Here is a 24,397-nt window from a genome sequence, read left to right as displayed (position 1 = left end):
TTTTTGGGGAATGCAACGTCAGGCGACGTTGAGCGGGATTTTCAGGTAGCGCGTTCCGTTCGCTTCAGGCTCAGGCAAGTGCCCAGCTCGCATGTTGACCTGAACCGATGGCAGGATCAGTGTCGGCATCTCCAACGATGCATCACGCTTTGTGCGCATCGCCACAAACGCCTGCTCACTGATACCGTTACGGACGTGAACGTTGTGGGCGCGCTGGTCGGCAACGGTACTGATGAATTGCACTTCGCGGCCACCCGGCTGATAGTCGTGGCACATGTAGAGCGAAGTATTGGCCGGCAGGCTCAACACCTTGTTAATTGACTGGAATAGCGTGCGAGCATTTCCACCGGGAAAGTCACAACGTGCAGTACCGTAGTCAGGCATAAACAAAGTGTCGCCGACGAATGCAGCCGTTTCGGTTCCGTCGCTGATCACATAAGTCATACAGGCGGGGGTATGGCCGGGTGTATGGAGCGCGCGGCATTGCAGTGAGCCAATGGCGAACGGCTCGTCATTGACGAACAGGTGATCGAACTGACTCCCGTCGCGGGCCATATCGCCAGTTGTATTGAACAGAGTGCCAAACACCTCCTGCACCGTCGAAATCTGGCTGCCGATCGCTATTTTTCCACCGAGCCTTTCCTTCAGATACGGCGCTGCCGTCAGGTGGTCTGCGTGGACGTGGGTCTCGAGAATCCAGTCGACGCGCGCATTGAGTTCGTTCACCCTCGCAATCAACAGGTCGGCAGACGTTGTGGCGGTGTGGCCGGATTTAGGATCGTAATCCAGTACGCTATCTATCAAAGCGCAGTGGTGGGTGGCCTCATCCAACACAAGATAGCTGACGGTATTAGTAGCAGAATCGAAGAATCCTTCGACGTGAAGTTTTACGCTCATGACCTGTCTCCTTAGGGGGCTTTTACCAAGCCGCTCACACTAAGGACTGACATTGCAATAAGTCTGCCAGGCCGAAACTGTACAGAAATACGTTATTAACTATTTGATTTTAATAGAGTTTAATTCTTCGATGGGATTGGGGGTTTTCTCCATTCGCCTCGATTTACTGCCATTGGCAGTGCTTGTTGACAGAGGTGGCAGTGTCACAACAGGATGGATGGATTCAAAGGAGCCACGATGAAGACTATCCTGCCTATCCCAACCCATTCCATCCCGGACCCGGACCAAGTGCAGTCACTTGTTTCGTTTCTTGAGCACGAGCCCCAACCGATGATCGTGCTCGATCCGGACTACAACATCCTGGCTGCCAACACGGCCTATCAGCGGCAGTTTGGCAGCGCTGATAAACCCTTTATCGGCCATAAGTGCTATCAAATCTCCCACCACTACGATGTGCCTTGTGATCAGGCGGGTGAAAACTGCCCGATGAAAAAGGCGCAGGAAATGCGCGGGCCGGATCGTGTGTTGCACATTCACCACACGCCTCGGGGTCCAGAGCATGTCGATGTCGAATTGCGCCCGATTCTAGACGAGCACGGTTCCATTACGGCCTATGTGGAGCGTCTCACACTGGTTCGCAGCGCATCAGCGCGACCCAGCAACGAAGGGCTTGTCGGCCGTTCTCCAGCCTTTAACCGTGCCCTGTCGGAGCTGCAACGGGTGGCACCGTCAATGCTGCCGGTGCTGCTGCTGGGTGAGTCCGGTACGGGCAAAGAGCTGTTCGCCCGCGCCGTACATGAAACCAGTGAGCGGGCCACTGGACCCTTTGTTGTGGTTGATTGCTCTGGATTGACCGAAACGTTATTTGAGAGCGAACTGTTCGGCCATGAAAAGGGAGCGTTCACCGGTGCCACCACGCGTAAGACCGGCTTAGTTGAAACGGCTCAGGGCGGCACATTGTTTCTCGATGAAATTGGCGATGTTCCGTTGGCCATGCAGGTGAAATTGTTGCGCCTGATTGAATCGGGCACCTATCGCCGTGTCGGCAGTGTCGAGACCCTTCACGCCAACTTCAGATTAGTGGCTGCGACCCACAAGCCATTGGAAAAAATGATGGAGAAAGGTGAATTCAGGCAGGACCTGTACTACCGCATCAGCGCCTTCCCAATTCAGTTACCGCCCTTACGCAACCGAGTTGAAGACATTGGTTTACTTGTGAATTCATTTCTACAACGTGCCGGTACAGGCAAGCGCCCGCTGACAATAGAGGCGGATGCTCTGACACAATTGCAGCAGTTTTCCTGGCCCGGCAATATCCGTGAATTACGCAATGTTCTAGAAAGAGCCAGTCTATTCGCTGACGATGGAGTGATCCGCTCCATACATTTACCCCAGGCATCTGCCGTGATATTTCCTCAGCCCTCGACTTCCGGTCCTTTTGAGGCCAGCACGTTGGTACAGGCACTCGCTACCTTTAAAGGTACCCGCAGTGAGCTGGCCAAGCACATGGGTATTAGCGAACGTACGTTGTACAGACGACTGAAAGAGCAAGGTTTGGTCTAGTAGGTCGCGCTCAGGCCGCAAGTCTGCCAATGCCTGCCAACGCTGCGGCCATGCTCGCAATTATGCTCAGATTAATTGAGACTGAGACGGCTTCAAATCAACGCCAACGCCTGCGCCAAATCCGCCCTTAGGTCCTCCACATCCTCAACCCCCACCGATAACCTCACTAACCCATCGCCAATCCCCAACTGCTTGCGGATTTCTGCCGGGATACTCGCGTGAGTCATGATTGCGGGGTGCTCGATCAGGCTCTCCACCCCGCCCAGGCTTTCGGCCAAGGCAAAAATCTGTACGTTCTCAAGGAAGCGTTTGGCCCCGGCCAGGTCGGTGTTCAGATCGACGCAAATCATCCCGCCAAAGCCGTGCATCTGCCGGCGTGCCAATTCGTGTTGTAGGTGAGAGGTCAGGCCGGGGTAGTAGACGTGCGCCACTTGCGGTTGGCGTTCAAGCCATTGCGCCAGTTCCATTGCGTTGCTGCAGTGACGCTCCATGCGCAGGGCGAGGGTTTTCACGCCGCGCAGGGTGAGGAAGGCGTCGAATGGGCCAGAGATGGCGCCGACCGAGTTTTGCAGGAAGCCCAGACGTTCGGCCAGTTCAGGGTTTTGCCCAACGATGGCGATGCCGCCGATCACGTCGGAATGGCCGTTCAAATATTTGGTGGTCGAGTGCACGACGATGTCAAAGCCCAGCTCCAGGGGACGCTGGATCCACGGGCTGGCGAACGTATTGTCGGCGACGCAGATGATGCCTCGGTCGCGGCACAGGTCTGCGATGGCAGTCAGGTCGGTTAGGCTCAGCAACGGGTTGCTCGGCGTCTCGACCCAGACCATCCGCGTGTCGTCCTGCAACGAGGCTTCGAAGGCCGCGAGGTTACTCAGGTCAACGTAACTGAATCGATGCCCGGCGCTGCGTTGGCGCACTTTGTCGAACAGTCGGAAGGTGCCGCCGTAAAGGTCATTGCCAGAGACAATATGCGAGCCGGCATCAAGCAGTTCAAGCACCGTGGAAATCGCCGCCAGACCCGAGGCGAACGCGAAGGCCTGGGTGCCACCTTCAAGGTCCGCCACACAGCGCTCCAGGGCAAACCGTGTTGGGTTGTGCGAGCGGCCGTAGTCGAGGCCTTTGTGCACGCCGGGGCTCTGTTGCAAGTAGGTGGAGTTGGCGTAGATCGGTGGCATCAGCGCGCCGGTGGAAGGGTCCGGTGTTTGCCCGGCGTGTATCACGCGGGTGGCAAAGCCTTGGTGCGCACCGCTGTCATAGTGCTTACTCATGTAAGGGATCTCCGTAAGTGATTAAGCAGGTCAACGCGGGTAATCAGGCCATGGAAGCCCGACGCGTCGGCGATGATCGCGATCAATCCGCGGTCGAGTTCGGCTTGCAATTGCGCCAGGCTGGCGCCGGGCGGCAGGGTTTGCAGTGTGTCGGTCATGGCGCTGGCCACGGTCAGGCGAAAGTGCGAAGCGTCTTCCTGCATGCCCAGCAAGATATCCGACTCGTCAATTACCCCCACCAGTTTCTGTCCGTCTACCAACACCGGCAGTTGTGATACGTCCGCCAGGCGCATGCGCTGGAAGGCCGTGAGCAGCGTGTCGCCCGGGCCGACACTGATCACTCGGCCATCCTCGAAACGCCGGGCGATCAGGTCGCGCAAGTCGCCGTAGCGTTTGTATTTCAGCAGGCCCTGATCGTTCATCCATTGGTCGTTGTAGACCTTCGACAGGTAGCGGGTGCCGGTGTCGCAGACGAACGTGACCACCCGTTTCGGTTCGGTTTGCTCGCGGCAATAGCGCAACGCAGCGGCCAGCAAAGTGCCGGTGGACGAGCCGCCAAGAATGCCTTCGGCGCGCAGCAACTGCCGGGCGTGATCGAAGCTTTCCTCATCGCTGATCGAATAGGCATGGCGCACGCTGGAGAGGTCGGCAATCGATGGAATAAAGTCTTCGCCGATGCCTTCCACCGCCCACGCACCGGGCGTGCCGAGGGTGCCGCTGCGGCTGTATTCGGCCATCACTGAGCCGATCGGATCGGCCAGTATCATTTCCAGGTCCGGCTGCACGCGTTTGAAGAAACGGGTCAGCCCGGTCAGCGTTCCGGCCGAACCGACGCCGACGACGATGGCATCCAGATTATGTTGAGTCTGCGCCCAGATCTCCGGCGCGGTGCTGCATTCGTGGGCCAGCGGGTTGGCCGGATTGTTGAACTGATCGGCGAAGAACGCATCGGGAATTTCCTTGGCCAATCTCGCGGCAACGTCCTGGTAATACTCAGGGTGGCCCTTGCCGACATCGGAGCGGGTGATGTGTACCTCGGCGCCCATGGCCTTGAGGTGCAAGACCTTCTCGGTGGACATCTTGTCCGGCACCACCAACACCACCCGATAACCCTTGGCGCGGCCGACCAACGCCAGGCCCAGGCCCGTGTTGCCGGCGGTGGCCTCGACAATGGTGCCGCCGGGCTTCAACCGGCCATCGCGTTCGGCGACGTCGATCATTGCCAGGCCAATTCGGTCCTTGATCGAACCACCGGGGTTCTGTGATTCAAGCTTGAGGAATAGCGTGCACGGGCCGGTATCAAAACGGCTGACGCGAACCAGCGGCGTATTGCCGATCAGTTCGAGCACGGCAGGGCGTGAGTTGTTCAGCATGTCGTCACCTCCTGTGAAATACGCACTGGATGGACAGTGAATGGCGGCGTTTCATCGCGCGCCAATTGAAGGTCAATCTCGCTTGGACCATAGGCCGGGATGGCGTCATTCGCAACCTTGCATCGCCAGTCGGTATGGCGTTTCGAAGTTTTGAATATAGAGTCATTAGTGAGTATTAAAAATAATCAAAGGTATAAATGGGCTTGCCAATAGTTGATGGCGGGCGGGGACATGGCATCCGAAGCAAAATAACTCAGCTTGAGCGGCCGTTGAAGGCCGATTCCGTCACGTCGCTTGCTTGCTAAATAGTATGACGTTTTGAGTGTGTGGAGGGCGTAAATGAGAGTGCGTTGCTATTGCGCCTGTTTAAAGCTGTACAGTAACTAATGGATCCAATAATCAATACATCAGTTGCTCTGTAATCGAGCAGGCCAGTTGTCATGGGCGTTGCCGAGTTAGTTGCTGCATTAGTTCGCGTTAAGAGAGCGTTAAGCGGGACTGCCGTTTGTCGGTAGCCTGCTCAAAAAATGAACATTCCTGCATTATGGGCCTCTGATTCTTCAGCACCTCACCCCATGACGTGCTTTTGCAGTCGCCGTAAAGAAGTGGAAATTGAACCTCATGTGCAGAGTATGCAAATGGGGATTTTTTTATCTGAAAATCAGGAGGCAGTACCTATACCGTTCATTGATTTGCCACGCGAATCAATGGGCTTTGCAGTGCCAAGTCCATGATTTGGCTTGTCTTGTGTCAGTAAGGTCGTGCAGGGTGTTATTAAACAATCCAGTGCCCTGTTAAAGAGCCGATCTGTACTATCTAATAAGGTGGAGAAAATACCGTGGCGATAACTACAATTATGAGCTTGCTCGAAAATAAAGAGTTCATGGAGTTTTTACGTTTAGGTGTTGTGTATGTTCATTTGGTCGCCTGTTGTGTGGCGATTGGTCTGGTGCTGACCAGTGATATTGCAATGGTTAAAGATTTGGTACAACGGAAATTACTCACTGAGCATGACAGTGCTCACATGGAAAGTCTTCAAACCTCTGTAGTCGTTGCTTTGATAGCACTATGGGTGAGCGGCATCGTCATCGTCGGCATTGATTATCTGGACAAAGGCACGGATTATTTCATGAATCCAAAACTGCAAGCCAAAGTGATCATTGTCATGATGTTGAGTTATAACGGCGTGCTGTTGCATCGCCTGGTCTTGCCGGCACTGCAAAAGGCGGGTTCCTTGCTCAATCTGGGGTTCAGCGCACGGATGCTGGCGATGTTCTGTGGCTCGTTGTCGGCGGTGTCCTGGATGTATGCCGCGATGCTGGGCGTCGGTCGTCCGTTGGCCTGGAAATATTCACTTTCTGAGCTGTTGATGGCGTATCCGGTACTGATCGTGTTGGGCTTCCTGACGATGCTGGTATTGACCTGGCGAGCGAAACAAACCGACGCCGTCGATACCCATCACCGGGCAGTGGCGAGCGCTTGCTAGAACGGTTTAGTGTTTAAGTCTCGGGGCCTCTTTCGAAGCCGGGAAATGGAAACGACCCTCTTTGTGCAGGCTGGTGATAACGGCCGGCACCGGGAAGGTCGCTTTTGTTTTAAGTCATCCCTGAGACGACGGAACCTTGGGCCGGGTTGGCGCCATCGGCAACTAATCGCTTGTCTGTCCGTCCCCGTTCAACGGCACGCCCACAACTGCTGCGGCGCTAAAAAAGCATCGATGAACGCTGCAAAGGGGGGATCCCCCCCTCGCAACAGGTTCAGTGTCTATTTCAGATGGGGTGATTGCCGCTTTCCGGCAGCTTGGCAATCACCTTGATCTCAAACTCAAAACCGTACAGCCACGTCACCCCGACGCCGGTCAGTGTCGGGTGCGGTGCCTCGCCCCAGAATTCGGGCAACACTTTCCAGATCGTGTCGAACTTCGATTCCGGGTCGACAATGAACACCGTCACATCAATCATGTCGTCGAAGGTGCAACCAGCGGCGCCCAGAATTGCGTTCAGGTTGTTGAAAGCGAGCCGCACCTGCTCCTCCAAATCCGGTTCGGGTGAGCCATCCTCCGTGCTGCCGACTTGTCCGGAAACGAACAGGAAGCCATTGGATTTAATCGCCGGCGAATAGCGATTGCGTTCATACAAGGCCTGGCGTTCAGGCGGAAAAACCACATCACGCGGGTTCATACAGTGTCTCCATCAACGGATTCAAAACAACGATGAAGTGACTGTAAGGACTTGCGCCGGCCCGATAAACGAGCAACCGTAGGTATCACTGTTTGTGATTCCCAAACAATCGGAAGCCGAAATGGACCGTTTTGATGCGATGCAAGCGTTCGCGCGGGTGGTGGAGGCGGGCAGCTTCACCAAGGCTGCCGAGACGCTGCACATGAGCAAAACCAGCGTGACGCAACTGGTGCAGCAACTGGAAGCACGCCTGCGGGTCAAGTTGCTCAACCGCACCACGCGCAAGGTCAACCTGACCGCCGACGGTGCCGTTTACTACGAGCGCGTTGTGCGGCTGCTGGCTGATCTGGACGATGCTGAAACCAGTCTGTCCACGGCAGCGGCGTTGCCTCGGGGCCGACTGCGGGTCGATGTGCCCAGTCCGTTGGCCAGCATGATTTTGATGCCAGCCTTACCGGCGTTTCACGCGCGATATCCCGACATCCAGATCGACATGGGCGTCAGTGATCGCATGGTGGACATCATCGGTGAGAACGTTGATTGCGTTGTGCGAGGCGGCGAGTTGACCGATCAATCGCTGATGGCCCGGCGGGTCGGCGACCTGCAACTGGGCGTGTACGCCGCGCCAAGTTACCTGGCGCGCCTCGGTACACCGTCACACCCCCAAGACCTTGAAGACTCGGTGCATCGAATCGTCGGTTTTCTCTGGGCGCGCACGGGCAAAGCGCTGCCTTACGCCATGCGTAACGGCAGTGAAAGCGTCAATATCAAGGGTCGCTATGTGTTGGCGGTCGATGACGGTACTGCCTACCTAGCGGCAGGCCTGGCCGGCATGGGGGTGCTGTGGCTACCGGATTACATGGCCAAGGCTCACAAAGCCCGGGGCGACCTGGTTCGCCTTTTCGAAGACTGGCGCCTCGAATCGATGCCGATTTACGTGGCGTTTGCGCCGAACCGGCACATCAGCCTCAAGCTGCGGGTGTTCATCGATTGGGTCGCTGAACTGATGGCACAACATGCACCGATCATAGTCCGACCTACTCAGCCAGCCCAGAGCCCCGGCTAGTTGCGGTCCGCCACCTTGCGCGTGATTTCATCCGTTCACGCCGCAACTCCTCGGCGAACTGCACCTTGAAAACCGTTGAACCTACCTCCGCCAAAGTGTCTTAATGTCATTCACGTATCCCGCTATCCATGCTGTAATTTCGATCCTCTACAGAATGCGGGACAAAACCTGGGCGAGCCTGCGTGAGAGGATTTAAAACGGCTTTGTGAAAGAGATGACTCACCGATCCGTTAACGCAGCCGATAGCGCTATAAGCGACTGACTTGTCTCTACGACTATCTGGAAATTATGCCAAAGAATCTCGCCTCCATCGTTTGTACGCTGACCCATCGCTCCAGTGTTTCGCTGACGCGAGCTTCTCTTTTCAAGTTTGCGGGCCTGCTGGCTGGCGTGTTTGTACTGGCCAGCGTCTCACTTGTTTACCTTGCCCACGATTTAGACCGAAAGGAGGAGGTAGAAAGCGCTTTCTATACCCAAAAGGCGATGCAATCGCTGGAAAAGTCGCTGCGTTCAACGGTAAAGGACTACGCCTTTTGGGGAGATGCTTATAAACACCTGCACACCGAAGTAGACCCAGACTGGGCTTTCGTTCGACAAAACATCGGGCCGACGGTTTATAAGGATTTTGGATTCCAGGGGCTGTTTGTTGTCGATGACGTCAATCGCACTGTGTATTCGGTGGTCAAGGGTGAGCTCAAAACCGTTGAAGTCGCAGAGTGGCTGGGGCAGTCCATTACCCCCATTCTCGATAAGGCTCGCGCTGGCGCGGAAACAGAAACGCCGACCACTGTCTTTATCAATGTAAATGGCGTACCCGCCGTCGTTGCGGCTGCCGCGATCACGCCGGGCACCGACCCCACCGTAGTGCCGGATGACAGGCAGCCGTCGGTGCTGATTTTCGTGGATGTTTTGAACAGCACCAAGCTGGCGCTGATCGGCAACGATTTCGGGGTGGATCGGCTGCAGATCGCCAGCGCCGGTGAAGCCGGCTCAGCGTCGCTGCTGCCATTGGGTGATGGCGGCGTCGCAGGCACTGTGCATTGGAAATCTTCAAAGCCAGGCCTGCGTTTGTTGGGCATCGGGTTGCCATTGATCGGCATCGCCGCATTGTTGGTGTGCCTGATGGTCTGGACCATTTTGCGTCGCACCACCGCCGGGGCACAGGCGCTGGACGCCAGTTACGCATCGCTGCAAAGCAGTCAGAACGCCCTCGCCACCAGTGAAGCGCGTTTTCGCGACGTCGTTGAAGCCAGCTCGGACTGGGTGTGGGAAATCGATGCTGGCTGGCGCCTGACCTTTTTGTCCGAGCGCTTTGAAGTCGTTACCGGGCTGTCCCGGGAGGCCTGGGTCGGTGCGACGATCGATGATCTGTTATGTACGGAACTAGGCACGCTATCCCAGTGGCTAAGCATTCCGAACCGTCGTCCGGATATCAGCGTCCAGTGCCGCTACGTCGACCCTCAAGGTCGGGAGCGCATCACTCGCCTGTCGGCGCGAGCAATGACCGGTGGAGGATTTCGCGGCACTGCGACGGATGTCACAGAGGAAGTTGAAGCCCGTCAGCGAATCGAATTCCTCTCGCAGCACGACGCCTTGACCGGGCTCCCCAACCGGACCCGCCTTCGGGAGTTTCTTGACGGCAAACTCAATGCATTGCCGACGCTGGAGCAGCCGCTGATCATGCTCAGTCTGGACCTTGATCGCTTCAAGCCGGTCAATGACTTGCTCGGGCACGCCGCCGGTGATGCCGTCCTGAATGCAGTATCGAGCCGCTTGGCCGACTGTGTGCGCGATGGCGACCTTGTCGCCCGTATCGGGGGGGATGAGTTTGTATTGATCCTCACTGACATAAGTTCCCAGGATGAAGTCGAGACGCTCTGTCGTCGTCTGATCGACTCCATTGAGCGGCCGATAGCTATCGACGAGCAGGAAGTGTTCGTCAGCGTGAGTATTGGCATCTCGATGGCGCCGACGGACGCATTGGAAGCCGCCGAGTTGCTCCGCTATGCGGACATCGCCCTGTACGAGGCGAAGAGCGCAGGGCGTAACACATGGCGCTTTTATGCCGGGGATATGAACGCCAGGATCATTGAGCGTCGTCGTTTGGAAAGTGACCTGCGATTTGGGATCAAGCACGGTGAGCTGCGGCTGCATTTCCAGCCGCGCTATCGCATCGCGGATGGCCAGATGGTCGGCGCTGAAGCGCTGGTACGGTGGCAACATCCTGAGCGCGGTTTAATCCCACCTGACACGTTTATTCCCATTGCCGAAGAGTCTGGGTTGATCATTGCTTTAAGTAACTGGGTAATCAGCACCGCTTGCCGTTGCGCGGCGCAGTGGCCGGAAAACCTGTTTGTTTCCATCAACCTGTCATCTACCGAGTTCAAGCGTGGCAACCTGGTTGAGCGCATCCAGAAAGCACTTCACGACACCAGAATCGACCCTGCGCGCGTGGAGCTGGAAATTACCGAAAGCGTGATGCTCGAAGATGCCGCTGGCGCCATGGAGGTGATGCGCACACTCAAACGCCTCGGCGTGCGCATAGCCATGGACGACTTCGGAACCGGCTATTCATCGCTGAGCTACCTGCGCACTTTCCCTTTTGATGGCCTGAAAATAGACCGCAGCTTCTTGAACCGGCTGGGTGAAAGCGAGGATGACAACGCGATCATCCTCGCCATCGTGGGCTTGGGGCGTGCGTTATCCCTTACCGTGACCGCTGAAGGCATTGAAACGGCTGAACACCTGCAACTGCTCAAAGCGGTGTCGTGCGATGAAGGCCAGGGGTATTTCCTGAGTCGGCCGCTGGAAGTTGAAGCGTTCGACGCGTTGCTGGAACGCCTGGGCCACACCGGCAGTACAAGCAACGCCTGACGCTCAATGCCCAAAACGAGGCCTGCTGTAGCGAACGCACGAAAAAGCCCGGCTGATTAGGCCGGGCTTTTTGTTGGGTACTGCGGTAAAGGCCTTCATTCATGCAGTGCGTTTTTGGATCAAATGGTCGGAACCGCCTTCAGCCACACGTTTTTCAATCAGACGATCCGAGCCACCTTCAGCGACGCGGTTCTCGATCAACCGGTCCGAACCACCCTCGGCCACTCGGCTTTCAATCAACCGGTCCGAACCGCCTTCAGCGATCATCGTATGGGCTGGCGTTGCGGCAAAAGCGTTAACTGCGAAAACCGAGAAAGCGATGCTGAGAAGAGTTTGGCGTTTCATGAGTGTGTGCTCCGGGGTGCTTATGGGTTGGGTATGGAGCGGATGTTACGCGGGGGATTTTTTATGAGAACTTCATTGATGTGATGATGACTATCGACGCGAGCAATGGTTGGGCGCGGGGAGCGTTGAACCACTGCTACCCATGCTCGGCAGCAGCGTCCTCAATCACCGTCAGAAGGTGTACTTAGCCGTCAGCGCATAACTGCGTGGGTTGCCATACGTGTCGGTGGAACCCCACGTCGTGCTGGCGCCAATGGCCGAGTAATAAACCCGGTCGAAAATGTTGTTGGCGTTCAGTTGCAAGTCCAGGTGCTTGTTGACCTGATAACCCGCCATCAAGTCCGCCACGGCGTAGCTGCCTTGCTCAAGACGGTACGTGCTATTGGCCACCGGGACGTCGTTGTACATACGGCTCTGCCAATAGACGTTGCCTCCCACCCGGAGTTTTTCCAGCGGACCCTGGAGGCGGTAAACGGTCGAGAGCTTGAACAGGTGCTCCGGCGTGTCGGTCTCGAAACGCTGATTCTTCTTCGCCGGGTCGGCGTCCTTGAGGTAGTGGGCACGGGTGTAGGTGTAGCCGCCGCCGACCTGCCAGTTCTCGGTCAGCGCGCCTTGCAACTCCATATCAATACCTTGGCTGCGCACCAGGCCAGACGCGTCGTAGCAGGTCAGCTCCGGGCAACCCAACTGAGTCGCGGATTGAGTGGCGCGGTTTTTCTGGTCGATCTGGAACACCGCCAGGCTGGCGTTGAGTGCGCCATTGAAGTACTCGCCCTTGATGCCGACTTCGTAGTTTTCCCCAACGATCGGTTCCAGCAGTTTGCCGGAGAGATCCTTTTCAGTTTGCGGGTTAAAAATATCGGTGTAGCTGGCGTACACGGAATACTGATCATCGAGCTTGTAGATCAGACCGGCGTAGCGCGTCAGGTTGCGGGTGACTTTGTAGTCGGCGTCGCCCGCGCGGTCGTCGTAGTCGTACCAGTCCAGGCGACCGCCGAGAATCAGCGTCAAGGGATCGGCCAGGCTCAAGCGCGTGGTCAGGTAAACCCCGTCCTGTGTGGTAATGCTGTGGCTTTTGCCGTCGCGCACGAAGTCCGGTTTGGGCGCGCCAATGGGCAGCCCGGTGTCGTAGGGGCTGTATTCCTTGGTGGTGTTGTCGTAGAGGCGTTTGCTGGTGCCGACCACCACTTCGTGAGTCCGGCCGAAGGCGTCGACCGGGCCGCTAGCATACGTGTCGAACGCGGTCTGCTTTTCGTCTTGGCGTGATTGCCAGGCCGTGGTCTCCAGCGGGCCGTTGTAGCGCGACAGGTAGGTGCCGGAGAACAAACCGTCCAGCGTCGAAGTCGAGCCCGCGACGTGCAGTTTCCAGCCGTTATCGAAACGGTGTTCGACGTCGCCGAACACCGTGTCGATCCGCAGCTTTTTGTTTTCCCAATCGGTGCCAGGGTAGGTGGAGCGGGGCAGGTTGAGGTGGTGCCCGTCGGTGCCAAGAGGCAAGCCGCCCCAGAAGAAATTGGTCTGGTCTTCCTGGCGCGAGAAGCCCAGCGTCGCGGTGGTGCTGTCGCTCAGGTCCGCCTCGGTAATCCCGTAGAACAGACCGTGATCGCTTTGCTCCTTGTCGCGGAAACTGTTGGCATCCTGATAAGACCCGAGCATTCTTCCGCGCAAGGTGCCGCTATCGTTGAGCGGACCGGACGCATCAAACTGACCGCGATAATCATCCCAACTGCCGGCCGTCCCCGTCAGGCTAATCTGTGGGGTGAACGTCGGGCGTTTGCGCACCATGTTGATCGCCGCCGACGGGTTGCCCGCGCCGGTGACCAGCCCCGTGGCGCCGCGAATCACTTCCACGCGATCAAACATCGCCAGGTTCGGCTGCACGCCCATGGTGTAGCCCGAATACGAACTCGGCAGGCCGTCGTACATGATGTTGTCGATGTCAAAACCACGAGAACTGTAGGTCTGACGCCCAGGCCCACTGTCCTGATTGAGGAACAGGCCGGGCGTGTTCTTCACCACATCGTTGATGCTGGTCATGGCCTGATCGTCCATGCGCTGGCGCGTAATCACCGTCACCGCCTGCGGGGTTTCACGCAGGGTCAGCGGCAACTTGGTCGCCGTCTGCATCGGCCCGGTGGTGTACGACCCCGAACCTTCGGTGGTGGCACCCAGTTGAGTGCTGGTGATGCTCGTGGCGTCCAGCTCCAGCGTCGCCGGTTTTGGCGTGGCGTCAGCGTCGACAGGCTGGGCGTCGGCGGCGCTGGCGGCTTGAGTGCTTGCCAGGCTAATGGCAAAGGCCAGCAGGCCCGGTGAAAAAAACGTACGGCTTTGCGGTTGATACACAAACATGAACCTGACACTCCCCCGATAGCCATTCCTTGGCAAATAGTAATCGTGATGATAATTATTCGCGTCAGTGTGGCAGATTGTTTCAGCGCTAAAAACCCTGCGGGGACAGGGAATTGACAAATTTTTCACATTTAGGTGGGGGAAGAAGTGCGATTTAGAGCGGTTGGCCGCGTAGGCCGGGAGGATTGTTGGCGATGAGTGTCGGGCTACAAGCGGCCTATCCCGTAGCGTGCCGGCGCCTTTACAGCGCCCGATGCCGTTGCGGTCAAACCCGTCAGCCGTCCTGCGGCCACTGATCCGCTATCTCAAACCACGACGCCTTCGACGCGACACACGCCTGCCGCTGCTTCGTCGCCTGGAACGGCGTATCCAGCGTACCGATCGCAATCGAAATCCAGAAGATTGAGCGGTTGGTGTAGGGGCGGCGATTACAGCGGCAGTGTCTTCAAACCGTCGGGCGTTTGGATATGCGCCACCAGATAGGGCGTTGAACCTGCGGCCAGTGCATGCAGACGAACCGGCCCGGAAAAGTTGATCGCGGTCAGCAGCGCCTGAATTTTCCCCGGATCAGGATCAAACACGTCCAACGCCACCAGCGAACAACCCCGATCGACCATCGCGCTCGCGGGGGGTGGCGCCTGTTCCCACTGAATCAACGTCGGCGCTGAGCCGTTCAACGGCAAGCTGCCGTCAGCGGGAATGGTGATTTGCCAGGCCAACGCGCCTCGGGTCATGGGCTCGGGGTTGCCGAGGATGTTGCGACAGGCTTCGCTCATGCCATGAATGTCGTCGGTGCGCGCCACCCACGTCGTCAGCCGTGCCGGCGCATCTACGGCCGATTGATCCATGCCAAACCAGCGCGGGCGGTCGGGACGTTTGGCGGACGGGTCGATGGCGATTACTTCCAGGTAAGTGTCCGGGCCCAGGCACAGCAGCCGATTGTGAGTGCCCATGCGCGGATGCGCACCGCCGGGTTGCAGCTCGGCGCCGAGCACGCGGGTCACGAAGGCGCAGCCGGTGTCGAGGTCGGGGGCGACGATGGCGAGGTGATCGAGGGTGCTTTTCATGTGCGGAGTGCCTTACCGAGGTTTATCCATCGCGAACAAGTGTAGGTGCTGCCGAACGCGGGCATGGGTTGATCTTCGCTCATGCAAAAAGGGGCCAACGCTCACACGTCGGCCCCTTTTTTTCGCGCGCACTCGCCGATCAGTCCTCCAGGACTTGCGGCGACACCACCCAAACACTGCAAGGCATTTTGTACAACAGATGTTCCACGGTGCTGCCCACCAACCGGCCGACACCATGATGGCCGACGCGGCCCATAACGATTACATCGACGCTGTAGGCATCGACATAACTGGCCAGGACCTTGGCCGGGTTGCCCATGACCATGTGGCGTTGCTCCGGTGGGATGCCGTTGCGTTCGGCCAGGTCGTTGAAGGCCTGGCCCTGTGCGTCGAACAGGGCCTTGGCGTTGCCTGAGGAGAAGAAGGCCGACGCATTGTCGAAGCCGAATTCATCGGCGTTGATCGAGGAAAGGTCATAGGCGTACAGCACATCGACCCGGGCATTGCACGCAGTGGCCAATTTCACCGCTTCGTTCAAGATCCGGTCGTTGACGCCTTCGTACCGGCCATCGTGATGGAAGGGGTCGACCGCCGCGACGATTCTGCGCGGCAAAGCGTGCTGCACATGACTTACAAAGTGCAGGGGCACCGGGCATTCGCGCAGCAGGTGAATATCCAGCGGGGTGAACATCAACCGCGAAAGCAGCGATTCGTGTTCCAGCGCCTTGATCAACAAGGCCATAGGCTGTTCTTTGAGGTGGATCAGGATTTCCTGCAAGGGGTTTTCGACCCAGACCACTTCGGTGGTGACGGTCACGCCGATTTTGCGCAACGGGCGGGCTTGTTCCTCCAGCCATTGGCGATGGCGCTCGACATAACCCAGGCGCATCTGCTCCAGCGCTTGTTCGTTGACCATGCCGGCGGTGGCCAGGCCCTCCAGGTAATCGAAGGCCACAATGTGCAACGCGGCGCCTTCAGCCTTGGCCAATGCGGCGGCCCGATCAAACGCGGGACTGTTTTGCATCAGGGCTGAGGCGACCAACATGAAACGTGCTTGCTCAGACATGGAAATCTCCCTTGGGTCATCACACAAACGCTGGCCCGACATGGCTGCGCGAGGTTGTTTGCGGTGACGTTTGATGACGATGCTGGCGCTGAATGGCATTTGGGGCTTGATCTGTATCAAGCAGGCGCGTTAAGGCAGTTGCCACCCCGACGTGTGGTTGCCGGGGTAACCGCAGATGCTCATGGGGTTGATCATCGGCATCGCGGGTGCCCCCAAAGGCATGGTGATAACCGCCCGACTCAGTGCTCCGTTAAAAACTGCTCAATTTCCTCGACGGTACTGCGTGCCGTGCGGGTGACGCCGATCAATGTTGCGGAGGCGGCGCCTGTCCAGTCGCCATAGCCCACCAACCACAAGCGCGGCTCCTGAGTTGAATGCGTGCCTTCGACGGCCACGCGTCCGTCGGCGGTGCAAACACCCAGTGACTCGAGATAGCCGAGGGCAGGGTGGAAACCGGTGCACCAGATCACCACATCGACCGGCGTGTGCGAGCCATCGGCCCACGCCACGCCCGTTTCGGTGAAATGCTCGAAAGGCCGAACCGCATTTAACACGCCACGCTCCCGGGCTTCGATGACGGGCGGCACCATCACGATATCGCCCAACCCGCCGACCGGTTGTTCAATAACGATGCCCGCGAGCTGGGCTTTCCAGCGTTCGGTGGCGCGTTCAAAGAGCACCCGGCCGTCAACATCATCGGCAAGAAACTGCGGCGGCTGCGGGGTGACCCATAAGGTGTCGGCTACTTTGGATACTTCGGCCAGGATCTGGGCGCCGGAGTTGCCACCGCCCACCACCAGGACTGTTTTTCCGGCAAACGGGGCGGCGTCGACGTAGTGGGCCGAATGTAGTTGCTGGCCAGTGAAGGTTTCACTGCCGGGGTAGTGCGGCAGGAAGGGATGACGCCAGGTGCCGGTCGCGCTCACCACCGCGCGGGCCAGCCAGCTGCGGCCCCGAGCCTTGACGTGCAGGCGATTGTCCCAGCGCTCAATAGCGCTCACCCAATAGGGGCGCTCTGTCGGGAACTGGTAGCGTTGTTCATACTGGCTCAGGTAATTGAGCACGTGGTCGCGGCTTGGGTATCCGTCTGTGACCGGCGGCATCATCCAGCCGGCGATGGAACTCCAGGTCGAGGGTGAAAACAATCGCAGCGAACTCCAACCGTGCCGCCAGGCGCCGCCCGGCGCGTCTTCGGCGTCGATGATCACAAAGGAGCGCCCGGTTCGGCGCAGGAAGTAAGCCACGGCGAGTGCAGACTGGCCGCCGCCGATAATCGCGACATCCACTTCGGTGCGGGTAGAAGGCATGGGGAAGCCTCAGGGGTGAGAGTCACACCAAGGTAACCCATCGGGAACAGGTATTTGTTGATGTTCCTCAAGCGTTCGGTGCATTGGCTCAAAACGCTAACTTCGGCCCCAGATAAGCATTGGCACTGGCAATGTCATCGTCCCCCAGTGCACCGACGTTGGCGGCCAGCCGCAGCTTGGCCAGCAGGTAACGCAGCTTGGCTTCGAACAGGTCGCGGCGGGCGGTGTAAATCTGTTCCTGGGCGTTGAGGATGTCGACGTTGGTACTGCTGCCGGCCAGAAAGCCTTTTTTCGAGGAGTCCAGTGAGCGTTCGCTGGACTTGACGGCTTTTTCCAAGGCATGGATACGCGCTTCGCCGCTTTGCACGCCGCGAAATTCCCGGGTGGTGCCGGAGATGATTTCTTCGCGGATGGCGTTCAAATCCTCTTCGGCCTGATCCCGGGTGGCGACACTTTGCCGGGCTCGGGCGCTGACGTAGCCGCCGCTGTAGAGCGGAATGTTTAGTTCCAGCCCGGCCGAGGTATAGCGGTTGCGCTGGTTTTGGGTGGACAGGGTTTCGCTGTCCGCAGCAGTGTAGCCCAGCACCAGATCGAGGGTCGGCCAGTGCCCGGCCTTGGCCTTGGCGACTTCCTCGTCTGCGGTGTTGACGTTCAAGCGCCGGGCCCGGATCAAGGGGCTGTCGGTGCCTGCGCGGATGATCCATTCCTGCAAGTTGTCCGGTTGCAGGGGCGGGGTGGGGAAGGTGTCCTGCAGGGTGGCGACCTCTTCGGGGGGCTGGCCGAGGTATTCCTGCAACAGGCGTCGGGCCACGGTGACGCTGTCCTCGGCCTCAATCAGTTCGGCCTGGGCCAGGTCGCGCCGGGCTGCTGCTTCGTCTACGTCGGTGATGGTTCCATCGCCCAGGTCTTTACGCCGCTGGGTCGAGGCTACTTGCTCGTTGAAGGATTTGAGTTTGGCCATTGATAGCTCTACGGTTTCGTGGGCCAGCAGCACGTCGAAGTAACGTCCGGCCAGTTTCACTGCGGCGTCCTGCGCCTTGCCGTCGAACACCGCTACGCCGTAGTCGGCCTGGTACTCGCCCTGGCGATACTCGGCCATTTTCTGTTTGTTGAAGAGCGGTTGGCGCAGTTGCAGGGTCGCGCCACGGGAGTTGTAGTTCAGATCGTTAGTGTGGCTGTTGCCGTAAAAGTCCGGCTGTTTTTGCGTGCCGTTGATGTGGTTGTCGAAGGCGGTAATGCCAATTTTAGGCAGCACCCCGGCATGGCCAATGGCACGGTTTTCCAGCGCCGCGTCCCGTTCGTGACCGGCGGACAGGTAGGTCGGCCCCTGGAATTGCATAAGGTTCCATGCTTCGCGAAGGTCCAGGGCCTGGGCCGGCGGGGCCGAGCAGACCAACACGGCGATAAGCAGACGGGCGCCGATCATGTCATTGCTCCTTGAACGCGCTATTGACGCGATCGAGCAGTGGTTTCAACAGGTAACTCAGCATGTTGCGCTCACCGGTCTTGATGGTGACCGAGGCGGGCATGCCTGCGCGGATGTGGTTACTGCCGAGCATGGCCATGCCCGCCGGCGTCACTTCGATCTGCGCCAGGTAAAACGGCTGCTTGTTTTCTTCGTTCAGCAACCGATCAGCGGAGATGGTCAGAACCTGGCCCGGAATGTTTGGTGTTTGCACATGATTGAACGCAGGAAACGAAATAATCACCGGCAGGCCCGGCGTCATGCGGTCGATGGCTTGCACCGGAATCATCGCGTCGATCTGCAACGGCTCGTGGGCTGGCACGATTTCCATGATTTTGAAACCGGGGGCGATCACGCCGCCGATAGTCGATACGCTCAAACCCTGAACCATGCCGTCGATGGGCGAGCGGATGACCGTGTGGCGCACCTGATAATCCAGGGCTTGCAAACGGTCGGTCAGGGCGCTGTTTTCCTTTTGCACATCGGCGAGCATCGACTGCACTTCCTTGCGGTAGTCGAATTCGCGCTGAAGGATGCGCAACTTGATGTCGGCCACCTGGCCCTTGGCCCGGGCAATGTTGTTGAGGTTGTCGGCCTGGGAGGCATTGAGGTCCGAACCGGTGCGTTCGAGTTCGAGCATCCGATTACGCGGCACATAGCCTTCGGCCGCCAGTTGGCGCACCCCGACCAGTTCCTGATTGAGAAAACCGATCTGCGCTGAGCGGGCGCCGTAAATGTGTTGCAAACCCTTAATTTGCGCTTCGGCGGAGACGAGTGACTCGCGCAGGATGCTGACCTCGCCTTCAAGGCTGGTGCGGCGCGTGGCGAACAGATGACGTTGCAGGTTGATGGCGTCGTTCAGGTGTTCGTTGCCGGCAAAGCGCTGCAACATGGCCGTGTCGAACACCACGTCAGGCAAGCCGTCGCGCTCGGCTTCCAAACGGTTTGCCATGGTCATGGTGGCGATGAACTGGGCGTTCACCACCCCTTGTTCCGAGAGCGCCTGGGTGGCGTCGAGCCGCACCAGTTCCTGGTCTTTGCTGACGCTGTCACCTTCGCGCACCAGAATTGCCTCGACGCTGCCGCCCGTGAGGTGCTGGATGGTCTTGCGGTTGCTGGTGACTTTGACGGTTGCGTTGGCGACGATCCCGGCGTCCAGCGGCGCCAGCCACGACCAGAGCATAAACCCGCCAAACCCCAGGACCACCAGCAACACGCCCCAGCGCGCCGGGCGATGGTCGTCGACATCGATGTTGGCCTCCGCACGGGCCAGTTCCTGGCCGCGAGGATCAAGACTCAAGGCACCCATTTATTCTCTCCCGCGAACGGCTGACAGGGTGGGGGCGCCCACGGTCGGCAGCACGCTGGTCTGGCGCAGCGCGGCAAACACTTCCTCTCGGGGGCCGAACAGTTGTGTGCTGCCTTCGCGCAGCATCAGCACTTTGTCGACGGTGCCGAGGATGCTCGGGCGATGGGAGATCAGCACTGTGGTACACCCCCGAATCTTGAGATCTTCAAGGACCTCGATCAGGGCTTTTTCCCCGGCGTCGTCGAGGTTGGCGTTCGGCTCATCCAGTACGATGATCGACGGCTCGCCGTAGAGCGCGCGGGCCAGGCCAATGCGCTGGCGCTGCCCGCCAGACAACGGATTGCCGTCCACATCCAGGGTGGTGTCATAACCGTGGGCAAAGCGCAGGATCATGTCGTGCACGCCGGCACGCTTGGCGGCCACGATCACCGCGTCACTGTCGACCACGCCGAAGCGGGCGATGTTGTCGGCGATACTGCCTTCGAACAATTCCACATCTTGGGGCAGGTAACCGACCCAGGGACCGAGTTCTTCCTTGTTCCACAGGTAAACGTCAACGCCGTCCAGGCGAACCTTGCCGCTTTGCGCCGGCCAGATGCCTACCAGCAAACGCGCCAGGGTCGATTTGCCCGATGCGGAGGGGCCGATGATGCCCAGGGATTCCCCCGGTGACAGGTTGAAGTGCGGGCCGCGAATGATCGATTGGCTCATGCCCGGCGCTGTAGCGTGCAGGTGCTCCACCGAGAGCATGCCCAATGGCCGTTGCAGCTTCATCGCATCGGCACGGGGCGGGAACTCTTGCAGCAGGTGCGTTAAGCGCGCCCAGGCCCGGCGGCTGGTCAGCAGTTGTTTCCAGGCGCCGATCAGTTGTTCTACCGGTGCCAGGGCGCGGCCGCTGAGGATTGAGCACGCGATCATCATGCCCGGGGTGATGGAGCCTTCGATCGCCAGTAGGGCGCCAGTGCCGAGGATCAGCGATTGCAGGGTGATCCGCACGAAACGTCCCAGGCCACTAATGTAGGCCGCCCGGTCGGAGGCCAGGGTTTGCATTTCCAGTATCCGCAGGTGGCTGCCAAACCAGCGCTGGGTGATCGCCGGCAACATGCCCATGGCTTCGATGACTTCGGCGTTGCGCAGGTTGTTGTTGGCAAACGTACCGGAGACCTGCGCAGCCATGCCAGCCTCGCCCAAGGGTTTTTTGGTGGCGATTTCGGTCAGCCAGGTGAGGGCCACCAAAATCAATGAACCGCACAGGGTGACGATCCCGAGCAATGGGTGAATCAGGTAGGCGACGAACAGGTAGATCGGTGTCCATGGCGCGTCGAAGAACGCAAACAGACCGTTACCGGTGAGAAACTGGCGCACCTGCGCGAGGTCTTGCAGGGCCTGCGCCGGATTGCCGCCAGCCCGTTGCAGGTTGCGTTCGAACGCCGCGCTAAACACCCGTCGGTTGAGGGCCATGTCCAGCCGATTGCCGACCCGGATCAACACCCGCGTGCGAACCACTTCCAGCATCGCCAGAAGGGTGTACAACCCGATCATCAGGATTGTGAGCATTAGCAGCGTCGTGAGGTTGCTGCTGACCAACGCTCGGTCATACACCTGCAGCATGTAGATGGCCGGCGCGAGCATCAGCACATTGATCACGCCACTGAACCCGGCCAGCGAATAGAAGGTATGGCGCAGCCGAAAAAGCACTTCGGAGAACTCGGATCGCGGCTGGGTTTTCTTGTCCATCGGGAGGTTCCAATGCCGGGGTTTTATGTACCTCAGCGTAGGAGAACGACTGTTGGTCGGATGAGGCGCCGGGCCGGGTTTATGCTGGCGGCGTTTTATTGGCGATTTATATTGGCTTCTAAAACAAAGGTTTGTAGTTGTTTATTTCAAGAAGTTGTCATGAAGACGCTTGATTGGCGATAGAAGTTCGTAAGACCTAAGTCTAATTCGCGACGCTCCAGGCCCCGGCATACCCGACCAGCGCCCGGCATACGCGCGGGTTACCTGCTATTAATCAATGGTGTCCGGACACTTGCCCTCCCAGGAGCGCGTTATGAACCCGTTTATCCGTATCGGCATTGCCGATGACCATCCGTTGTTGCGTGAAGGCGTGGCCAATACCTTGAGGAAAAGAACAGACCTGCAAGTGGTGGAGCAGGGCGCCAGCGCCGACGATGCCCGGGATATCGCGCTGCATTCGCGTCCGGATGTAATGCTGATGGACGTCAATATGCCGGGAGATGTGTTTGGCACGGTGCGGTTCATTACCACGCAGGTGCCGGACGTCAAAGTGCTGATGCTGACGGTTTCCGAGTCCGAGGATGATGCCTACTGTGCGCTGGAAGCCGGGGCTCGCGGTTATGTATTGAAGGGCGTGAGCGGGCCGGACCTGGTGCTGGCGATCCGCTCGGTCGCCCGGGGTGATACGTATATCACCCCCGAGTTCGCCAATAAGCTGCTGAGTAACTTCAAGAAACATGAAGCGCAAGTGCGCAAAATCGACCTCACCCATCGGGAGGAGCAGATCATTCGTGAAGTCTCAAAAGGCCTGACTAACAAGGAAGTTGCTTCAAAGCTGTTGATCAGCGAAAAAACCGTCAAATACTACATGACCTGTGTGATGCAGAAGCTGCATGCGCGTAATCGGGTGGAAGCCGTCACCGCCCTGCGCCGCTATTGGGAACACGAAGCCATTGGCCGATTGCACATCAGCTCGGCGGCGGCGCCAATGGACGCTCGGAGCGGTTCCTGACTACAACTTGAATTGCGCGTTCACCGAGGTGCCTTTGCCGGGGGATGAATCAATGCTGAATTGCCCCCCCAACGATTCGACCCGATAACGCAAACCCGCCAGCCCCAAGCGTGTCCGGCCGTGGGTGTCGACCACCAGGGCGTCAGGGGCCATGCCCGGGCCATCGTCCTTAACCGTAACGAGCAACTTCCCGTTGAGATGGTTCCCACTCACGACCTGGCCCTTGCCGCGGGCATGGCGATACGCATTGTTCAGGGTCTCCTGCACGAAGCGATAAAGACAAAGCTTGAGCGGCAGCGTTGCCGCGTCGGGCAACGAGCCCAGTTTCAGTTCGACCTTGGTGCCGGTGCGTTGCTCGTGCCGTTTCGCCACCAGTTGCAATTCCTCCAGCAGCGTCAGGTCATTGATTTCCGGCAGGGCCAGCCCCCGGGATAAGTCCCGCACCTCGCGCAATGCATCGGTCGCCGCGCCGCGAATGGTTTCCATAGACTCCTGATCGACGCTCGCGCAGTTTTCGGCCAGGTCGTCGAGCCTGATCAGGATCAGTGTCAACAGCTGTGCCGGGCCGTCGTGCAAGTCCGCGCCAATGCGGCGCAGGGTCAGTTCGTTGATCCGGGAAAACTCCTGGGTCGCGGTGGTCATCTTGCGCTGTAACGCGGCGTTGCTGACGTGCAACCGGGTTTGTTCCAGCAGACGCAGGCGCAACGCCACTTGCTGGCGCTGGATGATCTTGTCCCCGCGCCACACCAGAAAAAACAGCAGAATCAGCATCGCCAGGGTCGCGGCGCCGACCACCATCCAGACCTGCTGGCGTACCCGATTTATTTCCTGCTCCAGGCTTTCAGCCTTCTCATAAAACTCGCCCACCGCAATGATTTTTCCGGAGTGAAACTCTCGTAGCGGCGCATAAATTTCATAGAGCGGCACGTTGAGTGTTCGTTCGAATTCGTTCTCCTCTTGACTCAGGTCTTCCAGGTCGGTGACCACTTTACCTTTGAGCGCTTCGGCGATTTCGTCCATCGGGAATTTGCGATTGGTGATGGACTTATCCGTGCTGTACACCACCGTGCCGTCGGCTCGCCAGATCTTGATCGAGACGATGTGCCGTTTCAGCGAACGACTTCCCATAAGACCATCCAGGGACTTGATGCTGGAAGGTGCCAGCGCGTTATCGCGGCTCATCTCCTGCACGTAGGGCTCCAGAAACGCCTCCATGTAGTGGGCACCGGCCTCTGCCGCACTTTGCACGGCGGCCCGTTCTATCCGCGCACTGACCAGTTTGCCAACGAAAAACATTGTCAGTCCCAGGATCAACGCGGCGGCAATCACGAACTGGGTGGAACGGCTCAGGTTGCGCGTCTGGACCTTGATACGGCTGAACCAGTGACGGGCGTTACCGGCCTCGATGGCAGGCGCGGACTCGACCAAAGTCTCAGTCGGATCACCGCCAAAAGTCTGGTTTTTTGATTCGACTTTTGCATCTTTTGCCATTGCTTAGGTTCCGTGATGATCGTGA

General features: G+C 58.5%; 17 protein-coding genes and 1 pseudogene. 5 read left to right on the top strand and 13 right to left on the bottom strand.

What is annotated here, in order from left to right; translation table 11 throughout:
• Positions 1 to 18 precede the first annotated feature (18 nt).
• Positions 19 to 897, bottom strand: coding sequence for an MBL fold metallo-hydrolase (locus tag L9059_RS03050; RefSeq protein ID WP_247287352.1), 879 nt, complete (start codon positions 895 to 897; stop codon positions 19 to 21).
• Positions 898 to 1,134: 237 nt separating this feature from the next.
• On the opposite strand from L9059_RS03050, the gene L9059_RS03045 reads away from it, so the two are divergent.
• Positions 1,135 to 2,460 (top strand): sigma-54 interaction domain-containing protein, encoded by a 1,326-nt coding sequence (locus L9059_RS03045; protein ID WP_247287350.1) that lies wholly within the window; start codon positions 1,135 to 1,137, stop codon positions 2,458 to 2,460.
• A gap of 92 nt (positions 2,461 to 2,552) precedes the next feature.
• On the opposite strand, the gene L9059_RS03040 is transcribed toward L9059_RS03045, so the two are convergent.
• Positions 2,553 to 3,731 carry a trans-sulfuration enzyme family protein gene (locus tag L9059_RS03040; RefSeq protein WP_247287348.1) on the bottom strand — a complete coding sequence of 393 codons (1,179 nt, stop codon included), beginning with the start codon at positions 3,729 to 3,731 and terminating at the stop codon, positions 2,553 to 2,555.
• Positions 3,728 to 5,104, bottom strand: a complete 1,377-nt coding sequence (locus L9059_RS03035; RefSeq protein ID WP_247287346.1) for a pyridoxal-phosphate dependent enzyme — start codon at positions 5,102 to 5,104, stop codon at positions 3,728 to 3,730. Before L9059_RS03035 ends, L9059_RS03040 begins: the two co-directional genes overlap by 4 nt.
• A gap of 838 nt (positions 5,105 to 5,942) precedes the next feature.
• Here L9059_RS03035 and L9059_RS03030 point away from each other — a divergent pair.
• Positions 5,943 to 6,590 (top strand): hypothetical protein, encoded by a 648-nt coding sequence (locus L9059_RS03030; RefSeq protein ID WP_247287344.1) that lies wholly within the window; start codon positions 5,943 to 5,945, stop codon positions 6,588 to 6,590.
• Between the two features lie 283 nt (positions 6,591 to 6,873).
• Here the strand turns inward: L9059_RS03030 and L9059_RS03025 are convergent, their stop codons facing one another.
• On the bottom strand, positions 6,874 to 7,284 hold the full coding sequence (locus tag L9059_RS03025) for a RidA family protein (protein WP_247287335.1): 411 nt from the start codon (positions 7,282 to 7,284) through the stop codon (positions 6,874 to 6,876).
• Positions 7,285 to 7,405: 121 nt separating this feature from the next.
• Between L9059_RS03025 and L9059_RS03020 the strand changes: the two genes are divergently transcribed.
• Together L9059_RS03020 and L9059_RS03015 are read left to right on the top strand one after the other, a co-directional pair.
• Positions 7,406 to 8,350, top strand: a complete 945-nt coding sequence (locus L9059_RS03020) for a LysR family transcriptional regulator (protein WP_247287333.1) — start codon at positions 7,406 to 7,408, stop codon at positions 8,348 to 8,350.
• Positions 8,351 to 8,638: 288 nt separating this feature from the next.
• Entirely contained in the window at positions 8,639 to 11,224 is a 2,586-nt protein-coding gene (locus L9059_RS03015; RefSeq protein WP_247287331.1) for a bifunctional diguanylate cyclase/phosphodiesterase, read from the top strand.
• A 102-nt stretch (positions 11,225 to 11,326) separates the two neighbouring features.
• Here L9059_RS03015 and L9059_RS03010 read toward each other — a convergent pair.
• From L9059_RS03010 to L9059_RS02970, 8 genes and pseudogenes are all read right to left on the bottom strand, one after another.
• Positions 11,327 to 11,569 (bottom strand): annotated as a pseudogene (locus tag L9059_RS03010) (hypothetical protein); the annotation flags it as partial.
• 171 nt (positions 11,570 to 11,740) lie between these two features.
• Positions 11,741 to 13,918, bottom strand: a complete 2,178-nt coding sequence (locus L9059_RS03005) for a TonB-dependent siderophore receptor (RefSeq protein WP_247287329.1) — start codon at positions 13,916 to 13,918, stop codon at positions 11,741 to 11,743.
• 428 nt (positions 13,919 to 14,346) lie between these two features.
• Entirely contained in the window at positions 14,347 to 14,985 is a 639-nt protein-coding gene (locus tag L9059_RS02995; protein WP_247287327.1) for a VOC family protein, read from the bottom strand.
• A gap of 139 nt (positions 14,986 to 15,124) precedes the next feature.
• Positions 15,125 to 16,051: a universal stress protein gene (locus L9059_RS02990; RefSeq protein ID WP_247287326.1), complete on the bottom strand. Its 927-nt coding sequence runs from the start codon at positions 16,049 to 16,051 to the stop codon at positions 15,125 to 15,127.
• Positions 16,052 to 16,290: 239 nt separating this feature from the next.
• Positions 16,291 to 17,358 (bottom strand): ArsO family NAD(P)H-dependent flavin-containing monooxygenase, encoded by a 1,068-nt coding sequence (locus L9059_RS02985; protein WP_247287323.1) that lies wholly within the window; start codon positions 17,356 to 17,358, stop codon positions 16,291 to 16,293.
• 88 nt (positions 17,359 to 17,446) lie between these two features.
• Positions 17,447 to 18,784, bottom strand: a complete 1,338-nt coding sequence (locus L9059_RS02980; protein WP_247287313.1) for a TolC family outer membrane protein — start codon at positions 18,782 to 18,784, stop codon at positions 17,447 to 17,449.
• Between the two features lies 1 nt (position 18,785).
• On the bottom strand, positions 18,786 to 20,132 hold the full coding sequence (locus L9059_RS02975; protein ID WP_247287303.1) for an HlyD family type I secretion periplasmic adaptor subunit: 1,347 nt from the start codon (positions 20,130 to 20,132) through the stop codon (positions 18,786 to 18,788).
• Positions 20,133 to 21,869, bottom strand: coding sequence for a type I secretion system permease/ATPase (locus tag L9059_RS02970; protein ID WP_247287301.1), 1,737 nt, complete (start codon positions 21,867 to 21,869; stop codon positions 20,133 to 20,135).
• A gap of 313 nt (positions 21,870 to 22,182) precedes the next feature.
• Here L9059_RS02970 and L9059_RS02965 point away from each other — a divergent pair, with 313 nt between their 5' ends.
• Positions 22,183 to 22,881 carry a response regulator gene (locus L9059_RS02965; RefSeq protein ID WP_247287299.1) on the top strand — a complete coding sequence of 233 codons (699 nt, stop codon included), beginning with the start codon at positions 22,183 to 22,185 and terminating at the stop codon, positions 22,879 to 22,881.
• Here the strand turns inward: L9059_RS02965 and L9059_RS02960 are convergent, their stop codons facing one another.
• A complete protein-coding gene (locus L9059_RS02960; protein WP_247287297.1) occupies positions 22,882 to 24,372 on the bottom strand; it encodes a sensor histidine kinase in 1,491 nt (496 codons plus the stop codon).
• Positions 24,373 to 24,397 lie beyond the last annotated feature (25 nt).

Origin of the sequence: Pseudomonas violetae (assembly GCF_023072615.1) — a bacterium.
Classification (GTDB): domain Bacteria; phylum Pseudomonadota; class Gammaproteobacteria; order Pseudomonadales; family Pseudomonadaceae; genus Aquipseudomonas; species Aquipseudomonas violetae.
Note: the sequence above shows the minus strand (reverse complement) of the source record. Positions and strands in the feature narration are given on the sequence as shown.